Source organism: Micromonospora sp. NPDC051196 (assembly GCF_040682415.1).
Classification (GTDB): Bacteria; Actinomycetota; Actinomycetes; order Mycobacteriales; family Micromonosporaceae; genus Micromonospora.
Map to the genome: position 1 here is coordinate 46909 of NZ_JBFBAY010000018.1, position 15405 is coordinate 62313.

Annotated in this window: 7 protein-coding genes; all 7 read left to right on the top strand. The window is 71.1% G+C overall.

Features of this window, described 5'->3' with window-relative positions:
- Positions 1-3 precede the first annotated feature (3 nt).
- From AB0M35_RS25550 to AB0M35_RS25580, 7 genes are read left to right on the top strand one after another with little or no spacing between them, the layout of a single operon-like run.
- On the top strand, positions 4-2262 hold the full coding sequence (locus tag AB0M35_RS25550) for a hypothetical protein (protein WP_363748446.1): 2259 nt from the start codon (positions 4-6) through the stop codon (positions 2260-2262).
- The gene (locus AB0M35_RS25555) at positions 2255-2605 is read left to right on the top strand and encodes a hypothetical protein (protein ID WP_363748447.1); all 351 of its coding nucleotides are present in this window, start codon (positions 2255-2257) and stop codon (positions 2603-2605) included. Before AB0M35_RS25550 ends, AB0M35_RS25555 begins: the two co-directional genes overlap by 8 nt.
- Entirely contained in the window at positions 2602-6573 is a 3972-nt protein-coding gene (gene eccCa, locus AB0M35_RS25560; RefSeq protein ID WP_363748449.1) for a type VII secretion protein EccCa, read from the top strand. Before AB0M35_RS25555 ends, eccCa begins: the two co-directional genes overlap by 4 nt.
- Positions 6574-6586: 13 nt before the next feature.
- Entirely contained in the window at positions 6587-7990 is a 1404-nt protein-coding gene (gene eccD / locus AB0M35_RS25565) for a type VII secretion integral membrane protein EccD (protein WP_363748450.1), read from the top strand.
- 6 nt (positions 7991-7996) lie between these two features.
- Complete coding sequence (eccB, locus tag AB0M35_RS25570; protein WP_363748451.1) at positions 7997-9346, top strand: type VII secretion protein EccB; 1350 nt, start codon at positions 7997-7999, stop codon at positions 9344-9346.
- A gap of 6 nt (positions 9347-9352) precedes the next feature.
- Complete coding sequence (locus tag AB0M35_RS25575) at positions 9353-12124, top strand: hypothetical protein (RefSeq protein ID WP_363748452.1); 2772 nt, start codon at positions 9353-9355, stop codon at positions 12122-12124.
- On the top strand, positions 12121-15387 hold the full coding sequence (locus AB0M35_RS25580; protein ID WP_363748453.1) for a right-handed parallel beta-helix repeat-containing protein: 3267 nt from the start codon (positions 12121-12123) through the stop codon (positions 15385-15387). Before AB0M35_RS25575 ends, AB0M35_RS25580 begins: the two co-directional genes overlap by 4 nt.
- Positions 15388-15405: the final 18 nt, after the last annotated feature.

Consider the following 15405-nt stretch of genomic DNA (forward strand, 5'->3'; position numbering starts at 1 on the left):
CCCATGTCAGTCAACAAGGACGAGTGGGTTCACACTGCCTACCCGGGCGCCACCTTCCCACCTCAGAGCGTGCCCACCGAGGACGTGGAGGACTATCGAGGCTGGGAGCGGATGAGCGGGGGATGGCGGCTGCTCCGAGCCGCCGTCAACGGCGGCTCCGCCTTGGGAAGCGCCGACGCCAGAGCATTCGCGACGACTCTGGTCAATCCGCAGTCTCTGATGGACACGGGTGCGGCGTTCGAGCAGGCGTACCAGGCGTTGGACGGGCTCGCGACGTTCGTCCGGGCCCAGGCGCAGGCGATCGCGGGCGAGGGTAAGCCGTGGCAGGGACCGGCCGCTGATGCGTTCCTCAAGCAGATGGAATACCTCGCCGACTACCTCGCCGATCAGGCCCAGCGGCTCGGTGGACTTCCCGGCGCTGGCAGCAGAATGTCCATCTACCATCAGCTCTACGACGCTGGCCACGCTCTGCACTGGACCCAGTATGCCGTCAGTCACTGGGACGTGCAGTACGCCGCGATCGCCCGCGCGGCCGGCAACGCCGTCGGCGCCGACGGTTTGGTGTCGATCACTGGGTCGCCGTACGAGTCGCCCATGGCCAGGGCGATGGCCGACGAGATCGACAAGCTGGCGAGCCACTACCGGACGACGCAGGAATCGATCGTGCTCCCGGAGCGGGACAACCTGCGGAACCCGGGCGCTGACCCACCGGCGCCGCCGCGACCCGATACTCCGCCGCCCGTGCCGCCGGGCGGCCCACCGAACCTCGACCTCCCGGGCGGGGGCGGCGGTGGCATCGGCGCACTCAACAACGGTGGCCCAAGAGGCAACGAGGGCGGCATGCCGAACATCCCGCTGCCCCCGCCGACTCCGTTGACCCCGCTGCCCTCGCCGGCTCCGCTGCCCCCGGCAGCTCCCTTGCCACTGCCACCTTCGCCGGTTCCGCCGATTGTGCCGGCACCTCCGACGGCCCCACTGACCCCGCTGCCCCCGAGGCCCCCGACCCCCCCGACTGCACCGCCGATTCCGACACCCCCGCCGGCGGGCGGGGTGAGGGTGTCGCCGCCCGTGCCGAGGCCGGACAGGCCGATCGGCGGGGGGAACGGACTGAATCCTCCACGGCCGGCGACCGGTCTGGGGCCGGGCGGCGGTACCAGCGTCGCCCCACCGTCCGCGCCGGTGGCTCCCGCGATACGCCCCCCGGCCTTGTCGAGCCCGGGCGTCAGCGTTCCCGGGGCGCCCGGAACGTCCAACGGTATGCCCGGTGGCCTTCCGCCGAGTGCGCCACCTGGTGCGCCGGGTGGCTCCGGCAGCGGATCCGGCGTGCCCGACCGCCCGGACGCCAGCGGTCTGGTCGAGGGCGACGCGGAAGCGTGGCTGCCAGCCGGCAGCCCCGCCTCGGGTCCGCCGGACGTCGGTAGCTTCACCCCGCCCGGTGGCGCCGGTCTACAGACCGGTGGGCCCGCATCAGGCGCGGCGGCCCCGGGCGGTACTCCGATGATGCCCGGCAGCCCCGGTGCCGGGTCGCCCGGCGGCGGCAGTGTCGGCGTACCGGATCGGCCGGATGCCGCCGGGCTGGTCGAGGGTGACGCAGCCGACTGGAAGCCGGGTGTCGATGCCGTGGACGGACCGGCCGCGCCGACCGGTGCCGCGGCGGGCAACGGCCTCGGTCTGGACACCGCCTTGACCCACCCTGCCGAGGTGCCCGCGTCACCGACGATGCCCGGCCTGCCGGGAATCGCAGGTCCCGGTTCCCCCGGCGGTGACCGCACCGCAAGAGGGTCGGACCGTCCGGGGGCGTCCATCCTGCTCACCGCAGACGGTGCCCAGCGGACCCCGGCCGCTGTGGTGGGTGACCTACCCGCAGGGGAGCCGGCGGCGGTCGACGGATCTTCCCCGGCGGATCGCAAGCCGGTCGTCCCGATTCGGCCGGCCATCACCTTCGGCGTCGTGGACCCGGTGGACGAGCCGGAGCGTGCCGAGGTGATGGCCGTGTCGCCAAACGTCCAGGGCGTTGGTTCGCCGGAGAACCCGGCAGCCGTGCGGCCCGACGCTGCCGCCCTGCTGGTCGAGCGGACTGACACCTGGGGCCAGGGGCCGGACGTTCCGCCCGACGACGTGGTGCCGTTGCTCCGCCTCGACGATGCCGCGCCGGAGACTGCGGCCTGGGACGACCCCGACGGGAGTTGGTTGCTGGCCGACGACACCGACGACGTGGACGGCCGCGACAGGCCGGGGGAGGGGGAACGACGCGATGACTGAACACGACGGCACGGCGGCGGTGCCGCTACGGGTCTGGCGACGGTCTCCCCAACGACCTGCGTCCGCCCCCGGCGAGCAACAGGTGCTGTACTGCGGTGGACCGGACCGCACCGTGGACGAGATCTTCCTGGAGATGCGCGAGCGCAAGCGGCAGTGGGACGAGGAGCGCGCGCGGCAGAAGGCCAAGGCCGAGGAGGCGCAGAAGGACAAGAAGCAGCGCGACGACGAGGACGACAGCGCTGCGGTGGAGCGGTTCCGTAACGATCGGTACGCGGTGGGCCTGCTGCGCCAGGACACCACGGCGTGGGGCGACGGGCCGACGCACACCGGAACCCTCGGATGAGCACGATCACCGTCAAACGGCCGCCGCGTGCCGCCGCACCCGAAGCACCCGAAGGTGAGGTGCACCTGCAGGAGCCGCCCCTCATGGCGGAGGAGGCACCGCTCGATTTCCGGGCCTTCGCGATGGTCGTGCCCATGGGCCTGGGCATGGGCGCGATGATGGCGATGTTCGGCCTCTACAGCCGTGCGCCGATCATGTATGTCATGGGCGGGGCGATGGCCGCCGGCATGCTCCTGATGGGGGTGGTGCAGGTGGGCCGGGGCGCCGCCGAGCGTAAACGCAAGATGCTCGGTGAGCGGCGGGACTTCCTGCGCTACATCGCCCAGTTGCGCAAGGAGGCGCGTGCCGCGGCCGATGAGCAGCGTAAGCATGTGCTGTGGGACAACCCGGAGCCCGGCTGGCTGTGGTCGATCGCGATGAGCAGCCGACTGTGGGAGCGTCGGCCGACCCACGACGACTTCGCCCGGGTACGGATCGGACTCGGCCGGCAGAACGCGATGCGGGCCTTCACCCCACCGACCACGAAACCGGTCGAGGACCTGGAGCCGCTGTCGTCGATCGCGCTGCGCCGGTTCGTCGAGGCGTACCGGACGGTGTCCGGCATTCCCATCTCGGTGAACCTACGCAGTTTCACCAGCATCGAGTTCGAGGGCGAGGCCGGGTCGGCGGTAGCCCTGGCGCGAGCCATGGTGGCCCAACTGGTCACGCTGCACGCACCGGACGAACTGCGGGTCGCGGTCCTGGCCGCCGAGGTGCACCGCGGCCCGTGGGAGTGGGTCAAGTGGTTGCCACACAACGCGCACACCACCGCGACCGACGCGGCCGGCCCGGTCCGACTCTTCGCCGGTGACCACGATGCCCTGATGAACCTGCTCGGTACGGACGTCACCGACCGGGGGGACCACGACCGGACGGCACGTCCCTCATCGACCGAGCCGTTCCTGGTGATCGTCGCGCACCTGGCCGACCTGCCGGACAGCTCGCGGCTGCTCGGCGCCGGCCTGCGCAACGTCGTCCTGCTCGACCTGACCGGAACGATGCCGGGCGGGCCGAAGGTGCTGCGACTGACCGTGGACGGCGCCGAGGTGCGCTACCCGGCCGGGGAGATCAGCGGTACGGCTGTGCGCGACGAGCTGTCCGAGGCGCAGGCGGACGCCCTCGCCCGGATCATCGCCCCGAAGCGGACGAGCGGCACGCTCGACATCGTCGACGAGCCGCTGGAGAGCAGCTTCGAGTTGACCACGCTGCTCGGCATCCGGGACGCGAACAGCTTCGACGTCGCCGCGCTGTGGCGGTCCCGCCAGCCGCAGCGCAACCGGCTCCAGGTGCCGATCGGCGTCACCGAGGACGGCGAGGTGATCGAGCTCGACCTCAAGGAGTCGGCGCAGGGCGGCATGGGGCCGCACGGCCTGCTCATCGGCGCCACCGGCTCGGGTAAGAGCGAGTTGCTGCGTACGCTGGTGGTCGCGCTCGCCGCGACGCACTCCTCGGAGATCCTCAATCTGGTGCTCGTGGACTTCAAGGGCGGCGCCACCTTCATCGGCATGGAGAATCTGCCGCACACCTCCGCCGTCATCACCAACCTCGCGGACGAACTCCCGCTCGTCGACCGGATGCAGGATGCGCTCAACGGCGAGATGACCCGCCGCCAGGAGATGCTGCGGGCCAGCGGGTACGCCTCACTCTTCGACTACGAGAAGGCGCGGGCTTCCGGCGCTCAGCTGGTGCCCTTCCCGACCCTGCTCATCGTCGTGGACGAGTTCTCCGAACTGTTGTCGAGCAAGGCCGAGTTCATGGACCTGTTCGTCTCCATCGGCCGGCTGGGCCGCAGCCTCGGCGTCCACCTGCTGCTGGCCTCGCAGCGCCTCGACGAGGGGCGGATCAACCGGGTCGAGGGGCACCTGTCGTACCGGTTGGCACTGCGCACCTTCTCGTCGATGGAGTCGCGTGCGGTGATCGGCGTCGGAGCGGCGTACGAGCTGCCGCCCGAGCCGGGCAACGGCTACCTCAAGGTGGACACCACCAACCTGGTGCGGTTCAAGTCGGCCTACGTCTCCGGTCCGTACACCGGGGCCGGGATGAGCCGGGAACCGGACCAGGGCATCCACGTCGTGGCGGCGGAGGTGGTGCCGTTCACCACCCGACACCTCCCGCTGCCCGCACCGGCCGAGCGACCGGAACCGGATGAGGCAGCCGTTCCGGCGGCGGACGCACCGGCCGAGGCGGGCGGTCCCAGCCTGGTCGAGGTGCTGTTGAAGCGGCTGACCGGAGCGGGTCCGCCGGCCCGGCAGATCTGGCTTCCGCCGCTGTCGACGGCGCCAACGCTCGACTCGCTGCTGCCCAGCGTCGTACCCCACCCGGTCTTCGGCATGGCCGTCGACGATCCCACGGTGCGCGGACGCCTACGGGTGCCGGTCGGTGTGGTGGACAAGCCGCAGGACCAGCTTCGGGAGTTGCTCGTCGTGGACCTCTCCGCTGCCGATGGGCACGTCGGCGTCGCCGGTGCCCCGCAGAGCGGTAAGTCGACCTTGCTGCGGACGTTGGTGTTGGCGCTGGCGCTGACGAACACCCCGGCCGAGGTGCAGTTCTACGGCCTCGACTTCGGCGGTGGTGGCCTCACCTCGGTGGCGGGGCTGCCCCACGTCGGCTCGATCGCGACCCGGCTGGAACGCGACCGGGTGGTGCGTACGCTGGAGGAGATCAGCCAGATCATGGAGCGACGGGAGGTCGAGTTCACCGAGCGTGGGCTGGACTCCATGACGTCGTACCTGGCGGCCCGCAACCGGGGCGAGCTCCGGGATCCGCACGGCCACGTGTTCCTGATCGTCGACGGCTGGTACACGATGAAGCAGGACTTTCCCGACCTGGAGGGCAAGTTCCAGGAGATCGCCTCCCGAGGGCTGTCGTTCGGCGTACACGTCGTCGTCACCACCACCCGGTGGTCGGAGCTGCGCACCTGGTTGCGCGACCTGCTGGGTACGAAGCTCGAACTGCGGCTGGCCGACTCGATGGAGTCGGAGTTCGGTTCCCGTAAGGCGGCGACGGTGCCGAACCAGCCGGGTCGCGGTCTCACCCCGGACGGACTGCACTTCCTCGTTGCGCTGCCCCGGATCGACGGCCATTCGGTGACCACCGATCTGGCCGAGGCCACGAAGTCGGTCGCCGAGGAGGCCGCGACGTTCTGGAGCGGCCCGACCGCTCCGCCGGTGCGGCTGCTGCCCACCCGTCTGCTCGCGGCCGAGCTGCCCGACCCGAGGCCGGACATTCAGGTGTGTCTGGGTCTCGACGAACAACGCCTGGCCCCGGTGTGGCACGACTTCATGGTCACCCCGCACCTGCTGGTCTTCGGTGACAACGAGACCGGGAAGACGAACCTGCTGCGCCTGATCCTGCGCGCGATCCAACGTCGCTACTCCCCGGAGCAGGCCAAGGTGGTGCTCGGCGACTCGCGCCGCGATCTGGACACCGCGATCGGCCAGGACTACCAGGTCGGTTCCAGCTTCACCGGCGACGGGTTGTTCGAGCTGGCCGGCAAGGCGTCCGTCTCGATCAACCGCCGGGTGCCGGGTGCGGACATCTCGTCCGAACGGATGCGCCGCCGGGACTGGTGGGAGGGCCCGGAGCTGTTCGTGGTCGTCGACGACTACGACCTGTTGACCCGTGGCAGTGGCATGGGCTCCACTCTGGAGCCGTTGCTGCCGCTGCTTGCACAGGGGGTTTACGTCGGCCTGCACGTGATCGTGGCGCGGAGCACGTCGGGCGCGGTGCGGGCGATGATGGATCCGGTCATCCGCCGGATGTGGGAACTCGGCACCCCGGCGACGTTGTTCTCCTACCCCAAGGAGGAGGGCAAGTTTCTCGGCGAGGCGGCTCCGCGACGCCTGCCCGCCGGACGCGCGCAGCTGGTCACCCGCCGAGGTGTGCGGCTGATCCAGACCGGAAGCGTGCTCGGGGAGGCCGGCAGATGAGAGGACGACGCGGATGAGCGCTGTGGTACAGGCCGACAAGTGTCGTATCACCGTGGTGGGGCCGCAGCGCCGGATCGATCTGGCGGTCCCGGTGACCACCACGGTCGCCGGGCTGTTGCCAGTGCTGGTCAGTCACGCCGTACCGGCGCACCACCAGGACAGCGCCACCGGCAGCGGATGGGTGCTCCAGCGGCTGGGTGAGGCGCCGTTCGAACTCAGCGGCACCCCGGAGACGCTGGAGTGGCTCAACGGCGAGGAACTCCACCTGCGCCGGGCTGAGGACCCGCTGCCCGAGTTGGACTTCGACGACCTGGCCGAGGGTGTGGCGACGGTGGTCAACCGCCGGTCCGACCGCTGGCAGCCGGAGTACCGCCGGGTGCTGTTCCTCGTACTGTCGGCGGTGGCGATGGTCGCCGTCGCACTGGTGATCGTCGACCGCGGCCCGGTGCCGGCGCAGAGCGTGTCCGCCGGTGTGCTTGCCACGGCGCTGCTGGCGGCCGCGCTGGTGGCTGCTCGCCGGATGACCGACGGCGCCTTCGGGCTGTTGTTCGGCGGCGGGTCGGCGTTCTTCGCCGCAGTGGCCGCGTCCAGCGCGGTGGACGGCGATCCGGAGGGCGTCGCCTGGAGCGCACCGTCCGGGCTTGCCGCCGCCGCCGCGATCGTCGCGGTGACCGCCGTCCTGCTGGTCAGTCAGCGGACGGTCACCCCACGGCTGCCGTTCACACCGTTGCTGTCGGCCGGCGTCTGTGCCGCGCTGGTCGCGGTGATCCTGCTGTCGCGTTCGCTCGCCGGGACGACAGCCACGCGGGTCGCGGCGGTCGCCGCCGTCATGATCTTCGCGCTGGTCGTGCTGGCACCCCGCGTCGCGGTCAAGTTCGCCCGGCTGCGCGGCCCGCAGCTGCCCAAGACCGGCGCGGACATGCAGTACGACATCGAGCCGGCCAGCTCCGAACTGGTGCACTCACGCACCAGCGACGCGAACACCTATCTGGTCGCCGGACTCGGCGCGGCGGCGCTGCTGCTGCCGTTCCTGTTCGCCTTCACCATGCGTACGCCCGGCTGGTCGGGGTGGGTGCTGGTCACCGTGCTCTCCGCTGCGGTTCTGCTGCGGGCCCGTACCTTCTTCGGGCTCTGGCAGCGGATCGCGTTGGTGACCGCCGGGACCATGGGATGTCTGCTGGTGATCGCCCACCTTTCCGGCACACTGTCGATCGGCGGTCGCTACCTGCTGACTGCCGGCCTGATCGCGCTGCTCGTGCCACTGGTCATGGCGGCGATGCGTCCCTGGCCGCGACGGATGCTCCCGTTCTGGGAGTACGCCGCCACATTCTTCGACGTGGTCACCGGGGTGGCCGTGTTGCCGGTGCTGGCTCAGGTGCTCGGCCTGTACGCCTGGGCCCGCGGGCTGTTCGGGTAGGCGAGCGTGCAGACCCAGCGAGATCACGTTCACGCCCATCAGTTCATGGTGGGCCGTCTCAGCTCGGCCCTCGTGCTAGGCGATCCGTCCGGCGCCGAGGTGCCCGGCCGTCGGGCCCTCACCGGCCTGATCATCGGTGTTCTCATCGCTGCGTTGGTGGTGGCGGGCTTCGGGGTTTACGGCTGGATCGTCCCGGGCGGCAGCAAGGCGTACCGGCAGCCCGGTCTGATCCTGGTGGAGAAGGAGACCGGCACCCGCTACGTCTACGCCGACGGACTGCTGCACTCGGTGCCCGACCTTCCGGCGGCGCTGCTCCTACAGGGCGCCGACGCCAAGGTGAAACTGGTCTCGCGAGCCTCGCTCGCCAGCGTGCCGCGTGGTCTGACGATGGGCATACCGGACGGGCCGCGCACCGTCCCGGCACCGGAGCTGTTCGTCTCCGGCCCGTGGCTGGCCTGCCTGCCCGACAAGCCGAGCGGCCCGGGGCTCGCGCTCGACCTCGACCCCCGCGCGCCGCACACGCCGATCCCGCCGGAACGGCTCACCGTGGTGCGCGACCGCAGCGACACGGTCCATCTCCTCACCAAGGGGCACCGGTACCGGGTGACCGACGACGCCGTCCTCATCGCCCTCGGCGTGTCCGCGGCCAGCGTGGCACTTGCGCCCGAGTCGTGGCTCAGCCATATCCCGGCCGGTGTGGATCTGCAACCCGCGGTGATTTCCGGCAAAGGACGCGCCGGCCCGATGGTTGCCGGCCGGTCGTACGACATCGGGACCTTGTTCCGGCAGAGCGCGGGCACCGGCGGCGAGCAGTTCTTCGTGCTGCAAGCGGACGGCCTGGCGTCGATGAGCCACACCGAGTTCCTGTTCGCCGCAGTTCGCAGCCGGTCCGAGCCGGTCACTCTGCACGGCGCGGACCTGCTGACCGCGCCCCGGTCGGCGGATCGGTCACTGCTCGACCGGCTGCCCGAGCTGGCCGGCGTGACGGTGCACCGGCTCGACGACCAGGTTCTCTGCCTGCGTCAGGCCCCCACCTCGGCGACCACGGTGAGCAGTGTGCTGGTCGAGGCGCCGCGTTCCGCGGTGCCTGTGGACGAAACCGGTCGTGGCACCGTACGCGGCCCGGCCGGCGGTGCGATGGCGGTGGTTGGCGTGCCGGTGGCGCAGGGACGCACCCCGCCGGTCTATCTCGTCTCCTCGGGAGGCGTCGCATTCCTGATGAAGGATCCGGCGGCGGTGGCGGCGCTCAAGATCAACCAGGTGAGGCCGGTCCCGTTCCCCCAGGAACTGCTGGCCGCGCTGCGGCAGGGACCGACGCTGAGCCGCGAGGCCGTCACCGTTATCGCAGAAGGGTAGGCCGACATGGCATCCGCCATCTGGCACGCACGCCGCCGCCGAGACGACCCCGAACGGATCGTCCGGCACATGGTGGGCAACGCGATGGTCCTGCACGCGCCCGAAACCATCAGCGCCGAGGCGCAGTCGCTCGCCCTTTCGATCATCGAGGACGCGGAGAACGACGTGGTCGTCCTCGATCTCGGCGATGGTCTCGCCATCGATTCCTGGGAGTCCATGGCGAACGTCCTGCCCCGGCGCCGCCGCGGCATCCGCCTGATGGCCTGCGGCCGGCATCGGGGCTCTGCGGCGATGGCCGGGCAGTGGCTGTCGGAACGGCTGAACCGTACCGTCATCGCACCCGACGGTGACCTGGTGCGAGGTGCCGGCGGCGCGCTCCTGGTGCACTCGAGCCGCGACAGTGGCTGGGTGCGCTTCCGGCCGGGCCGTCCACCGAGCTGGGACGCCAAGCGATATCCGACGCCGGCCTGGGACCGGGCGGTCACCGAGAACCGTTCGACGAGCGCCACTGGCGAGACCGAACCCCTGCCAGGGGGCGTGTGGATCCACGACACCCGGCACGTGGAGACGGTCGCCCGGCACCGGCAGCAGCTGATCGACGATCTCCCGTGCGACCCGGAGACGATGACGGTGCTGCTGGGATGCCCCGGGACGCCACCGCTGTCGCTGGATGACGTGGTGCGGTTCTGGCGCGACCTCGATCCGAACATCCGGCCGCGGGCTCGCTTCGTGCAGTACGGCGAGGTCAGGCTCCCCGAGGGCGAGGCGCTCGGGCAGGCGTTGGCGGACCTGTTCGGTGCCGCGGTCGTCTGCTACACCGGCGTGCCGGTCGGGACATCGCGTGAATGGCAGGTCCGCACCGTACTGCCGAACGGCACCCTGGGGTGGTCGCCGTTCGCCATCGAACTCGGATACACCCCGCGGGCACACGAGAACACCCGGGCCCGCCGTCCGACGGTGCTCAGCCACCGGCCGCCGCTGCGCTGGACGGAGGAGATCGATTCCCGCGTCTACTGGTACGCCCCCGACGCGGTGGTCGAGGTGATCGAGGCGGGACTCTGGGTGCGCGCGGTGGACGAGCCCAGCAACGCCGAACGGGTGCGCGGCACGCCGGTGCATGCGGAGGGTGTTTCGCTCATCTTCGACGACTCGGAGGCCAAGCGCACCGGTCGCATGCGGGAACTGGCGGAGGACCTCGCGGCGCGGCTGCCGGAGCGGCAGGGCGGGACGCTGATGGCCGCGTCGGTGCTCACTCCGGGTAGCAGGCCGGCGGGCCGGGCGGACGCGATCCTCGACGTCACCCCGATCGGTGCGGAGAGCAGCGTCTCGGTGGAGGACTCGGCAACTGCGACCGTCGAGGTGCCGTTGGCTGTCGCGCCGGTGGCAGCGGTGGTCGAGTTGCCTGCGGTCGACCCGGATCGGACGGTTGCTCTGCGCCTGCCTACGCCGCCGGTCGCGGAGCCCCCGTACGCCCGCGGCATGGCCGCGATCGGGCACGTCGATCATCCGGTGCCGTCGGCACCCGCCGCCTTCGTGCCCCCGGTGCCTCCCGTGCCTCCCGTGCCGGCTCCGTCTGCCGCGTTCATACCGCCCGCACCACTCGCCGGAGTCGTCCCGCCCGTGCCGCAGGTCCCGCCTGTGCCGCAGGTCCCGCCTGTGCCGCAGGTCCCGCCTGTGCCGCGCGTTGTGCCGCCTCCGCCGCCGGTGCCGGCTCCGCCTGCCACGATCGTGCCACCCGTGCCGCCCGTACCGCCGCCACCTGCGGTGGTCGGGCCCTCCGTGCCGGCCGTCGAACCGCCTGCGGCCAGCCCCGCGATCGCTCCGCCGTCCATGTCGGCCGGCGTCGTCCTACCGGTCGACGTCGAAACGACGGCCAGCATCCCCGCTTCGTCAGAGGCACAGCCGACGGAACCAGCCACCGAGGCGGCACCCGAGGAAGACGCACCCCCCACCCCCGCCATTCGTTTCCAGCCCGTTCCCGCCGCGACGGCGAGTGCACTACTGCCGTCCCGGCCGCTGGAGGAGGAACGCAGTTGGTTGCGCCGGACGCTCAGCCGAGAATTCGACCAGATGGCTTCCTCGGTGTCGCGGATCATCTCCGAGCACCCCGGTCTGCAGGCCGGTGGCACCTCGCCCGGCGACCTGCTCGCCGACTCGGTAGCCGTACGGCTGTACCTCACCCGCCGAGGCGAGCGTGTCGACGCGGCCCTGCGGACCGGCGCAGCCGGCCCGCACGTGCCCTTCGCCCGATGTGTCGTTGCCGGCCTGTCGCGGCTTCCGTCGTTCCGTGGGACCACGGTGTTCCGCATCTCGCCGGACGAGCGGGAGTGGGCGCTGTACCGCGGCCGCAAGCTGGTCACGGACTGGTCGCTGGTCAACGCGCTGACGCGGCCGCACGAGGGCCAGGAAGGCGACACGGACCTGTTGATCTGGTCGATGACGGCCCGGCGTACGGCGTTGCTCGAACCGGAGGGAGAGGACCGGAACGAGAACCGGGTGCTGTTCCTGCCGGGAACCAGCTTCAAGATCCTCGAAATGCGGACGCCCGCCAGCGGCCAACGCGGAGCGATCATGCTCCGTGAGATCGGCGCCAACGAGATCGACGCGGACGGCCGGGTCGACCAGAACAGTGCGTCGCTGGACGAACTGGCGACCACCGCTCTGCACCGCAGCCTGGAGCGCTGGTCACAATCGCCGTCGCCGTCGCGGATCACCGCCGCGACTCATGGCCGTTTCCGGGTACTGCCCGGCCTGGACAAGAAGGGTGAGGACCGATGAGCCGACAGGTGCTGACCGTGGGAGGACCGCAGCCGGGTGCCTTCGCGACGATCGGTGCCGCCGTCGCCCGCGCCGAACCGGACGCGACGATCATCGTTCACCCCGGGCGGTACGCGGAACCACTGGTGCTCGACAAGCGGGTGACGATCAGCGCGGGTCCGGGCGGCCCGGTGGAGGTGCACGTCGAAGAGGGCAGCGTGCTGGTCGTACGCGGCGAGGGCGCCCAGTTGCGGGGCATCACGCTGGTCAGCGACGACCCGCAACTGGCCGCCCTGGACGTCTACGCCGGCGAGGTGGCGCTCGACGACTGCCGCGTCACCGGCGCGGCGTGGACTGCGCTGCTCGCCCGGATGAATGGCACGCTGGCCCTGCGTGGCTGTGACGTCCGAGCCCCGTCGGGCGCCGGGATCGTGGTGATCTCCGAGGGGGCCAGCACCGTCGAGGACACCCTGGTGCACGATGTGGGCACCTCGGGAGTGGTGGTCAGTGAGCGCGGGTCGCTGACCCTGCGGCGCTGCGTGGTCCGGGACGCCGAGGCGAACGGTGTGTGCGCCAACGGTGAAGCCCGGCTCGTCATGGAACAGTGCGAGGTGGCGGCCGCAGCCAAACCGGCGATCGTCGTGGAGCAGCGCGCCACCGCCCAGATCCGGCAGCTGACCGTGTCGGACAGCGCCAACGTGGACCTGTTCCTTCGCGGCGAGATCGACGTGACGATAAGCGATTCCACGTTCAGCGGCGCCGCAGTGCAGTCGGCGCACATCACCGACGGCGCTGCCCCTCGGTTCACCCGGTGCACGTTCAGCGGTGCCGGTCACACGGCCGTCCACGTCGGCGGCCGGGCGCGGCCGGAGTTCACCGAGTGCACCGTCACCGACAGCCCGGTCGGAATTCACGCCGAGGACGCCAGCCCGCACCTGCACGGCGTGGCGGTGCGCGGCACGGCGGAGCACCTCGCCGTGATGACCGGGGAGAGCACGGTGACGCTGCGATGCCTGCGGGCGGACTCGACGGGCGGCATCGCGGTGCGGGACGCAGCCACCGTCGACGGTGTCGACCTGGTCCTGGACGGCAATGCGGCACCCTTGCTGACGCTCGCGGACAGGGCCCGAGCCGTCCTACGTGATGTCCGGGTGACCGCCACCGGACCGGAGGCGATGACCGCCACCGGCAACTCCCGCCTGGACCTGCGGTCGGCGGTGTTGACGGGCGCGGGCCTACGGGTGAACAACGCCGAGTTGACGGTGACCGACACCGAGATCCGGGAGACGGCGCGGGACGGCCTGCTGGTGCAGGACCGGGCGAGGGTTACCGCGACCCGGCTGCGGGTGGGGCGGGCCGGTGGCGACGGTGTCCGATTGACCAGCGGTGGCGGCGGTGACTTCACCGACTGCGAGATCCTCGACAGCGCCGGCACCGGCTTCAACGCGGACACCAGCGAACCGGTGTCGTTGCTGCGATCGGTCGTACGCAACAGCGGCAAGACCGACCTGCGTCGGGCCGAGGGTTCCCAGCTGACCGTGGAGTCGTTGACCGGCGGCGGACAACCGGCCGGCCCAGCCGTGCCGGAACCGGCCGTCCGGCACGACACCGAAGGGGAGCCGCGCGAGGACCAGGGATCCGAGGAGTTGCGTGGTCCGCTACAGGAACTCAACGCGTTGATCGGTCTGCGCGATGTCAAGCAAGAGGTCACCGCGCTGATCAACCTGATGAAGATGGCGCAGGTGCGGCAGCGGCGGGGGCTGCCGATGCCGCCGATGAGCCGGCACCTGGTCTTCGCCGGGCCGCCGGGCACCGGCAAGACCACGGTCGCACGCCTGTACGGCTCGGTCCTGGCCGAGCTCGGCATCCTGTCGAAGGGGCACATGGTCGAGGCGGCGCGTGCCGACCTGGTGGGGCAGTACATCGGCTCGACCGCCATCAAAACCACCGAACTGGTCACCAAGGCACTCGGCGGGGTGCTCTTCATCGACGAGGCGTACACGCTGTCGGCCGGCTCCGGTGGCTCCGGTCCGGACTTCGGCCAGGAGGCCATCGACGCGCTGATGAAGATGATGGAGGACCATCGGGACGAACTGGTCGTCATCGTCGCCGGGTACTCCGAGTTGATGGAGCAGTTCCTCGCCTCGAACCCCGGTCTGGCATCCCGCTTCACGCGCACCGTCGAGTTCCCGAACTACTCTGTCGAGGAACTGGTCACCATCACCTCGAACCTGTGCGGAAAGCACTACTACGAGCTGACCGACGACGCGGTGGACGCCCTCACCACCTACTTCACGCGCATCCCGAAGAACGCGACGTTCGGCAACGGCCGGGTGGCCCGCAAACTCTTCGAGGCGATGATCAACAACCAGGCGTCCCGCCTCGCCGCCGAGCCGCCAACCACGGAGACCCAGCTCAACCGGCTCACCGCCGCCGACATCGAGCCGGAACTGGTCTCCCTCGCGGAACTGCCGATGGAGCAGTCGACACAACCGGACGTCGCCACCAACCCGCGAGAAGCCGTGGCGGCCGCCCGCTCGTGGGCGCGTGTCGTCGCCCTGGTCGGTGCTCCGTCCGTACGGGAAGCACTCGGGGGAACCGTGGTGGAGCTCTGCGGACTGCACGGTCGCCGCCGGGCGTACGGCCGGTCCGGAAACATCGTCATCGCCGGCCAGCCGGGCACCGGACGCCGCGAGTTCGCCCGGCTGTACGCGATGCTGCTGTCGGAGCTGAAGCTGGTCCCGATCGGCCAACAGGTACGGATGTCCACCCGGGACCAGCTCGCGCCGCAGTGGGCCGGACAAGCCGGCGACCTGATCCGGGCTGCGCTACAGGAGGCAGCCGGTGGAGTTCTGATCGTCGAGGTCGCCGGCGAGGAGCAGGACACCGAGGTCGTCGGCGCGCTCGTCGAGCAGGTCCGGGCCGATCCGGGTGGGCCCGTCGTCGTGATCGTCGGCGAGCCCACCGGTCTGGCCGCGCTGCGCTCTGCGGTGCCGGGCATCGCGGAGGCGTTCGGCCGGGAATGGACCGTACCGGCCTACTCCGCGCCGGAGCTCGGCGAGATCGCGGTACGGCACCTGCTGCGTCGCGGACACATCATCCCCGACGAGGTGCGGGCCGCCATCGTCGAGCTGGCAGCGAACCTGCCCGAGCAGACGGTTCGCGCGGCCCACCGATTCTCGTACGCCCTGACCCGTACCGCCGCATCGCGGACGCTGGCCCTCGCCGATCTCACCGGATCCGCTCCGGCCTCGACGTTCGGTGGCCTGTCGGCGGTCGGCTGAGCAGCCCTGAGGAGCGCG

Coding starts and splice junctions, on each gene's coding strand:
- AB0M35_RS25550 (WP_363748446.1), top strand. CDS start 4: ATGTCAGTCAACAAGGACGAGTGGGTTCACACTGCCTACCCGGGCGCC.
- AB0M35_RS25555 (WP_363748447.1), top strand. CDS start 2,255: ATGACTGAACACGACGGCACGGCGGCGGTGCCGCTACGGGTCTGGCGA.
- eccCa (WP_363748449.1), top strand. CDS start 2,602: ATGAGCACGATCACCGTCAAACGGCCGCCGCGTGCCGCCGCACCCGAA.
- eccD (WP_363748450.1), top strand. CDS start 6,587: ATGAGCGCTGTGGTACAGGCCGACAAGTGTCGTATCACCGTGGTGGGG.
- AB0M35_RS25575 (WP_363748452.1), top strand. CDS start 9,353: ATGGCATCCGCCATCTGGCACGCACGCCGCCGCCGAGACGACCCCGAA.
- AB0M35_RS25580 (WP_363748453.1), top strand. CDS start 12,121: ATGAGCCGACAGGTGCTGACCGTGGGAGGACCGCAGCCGGGTGCCTTC.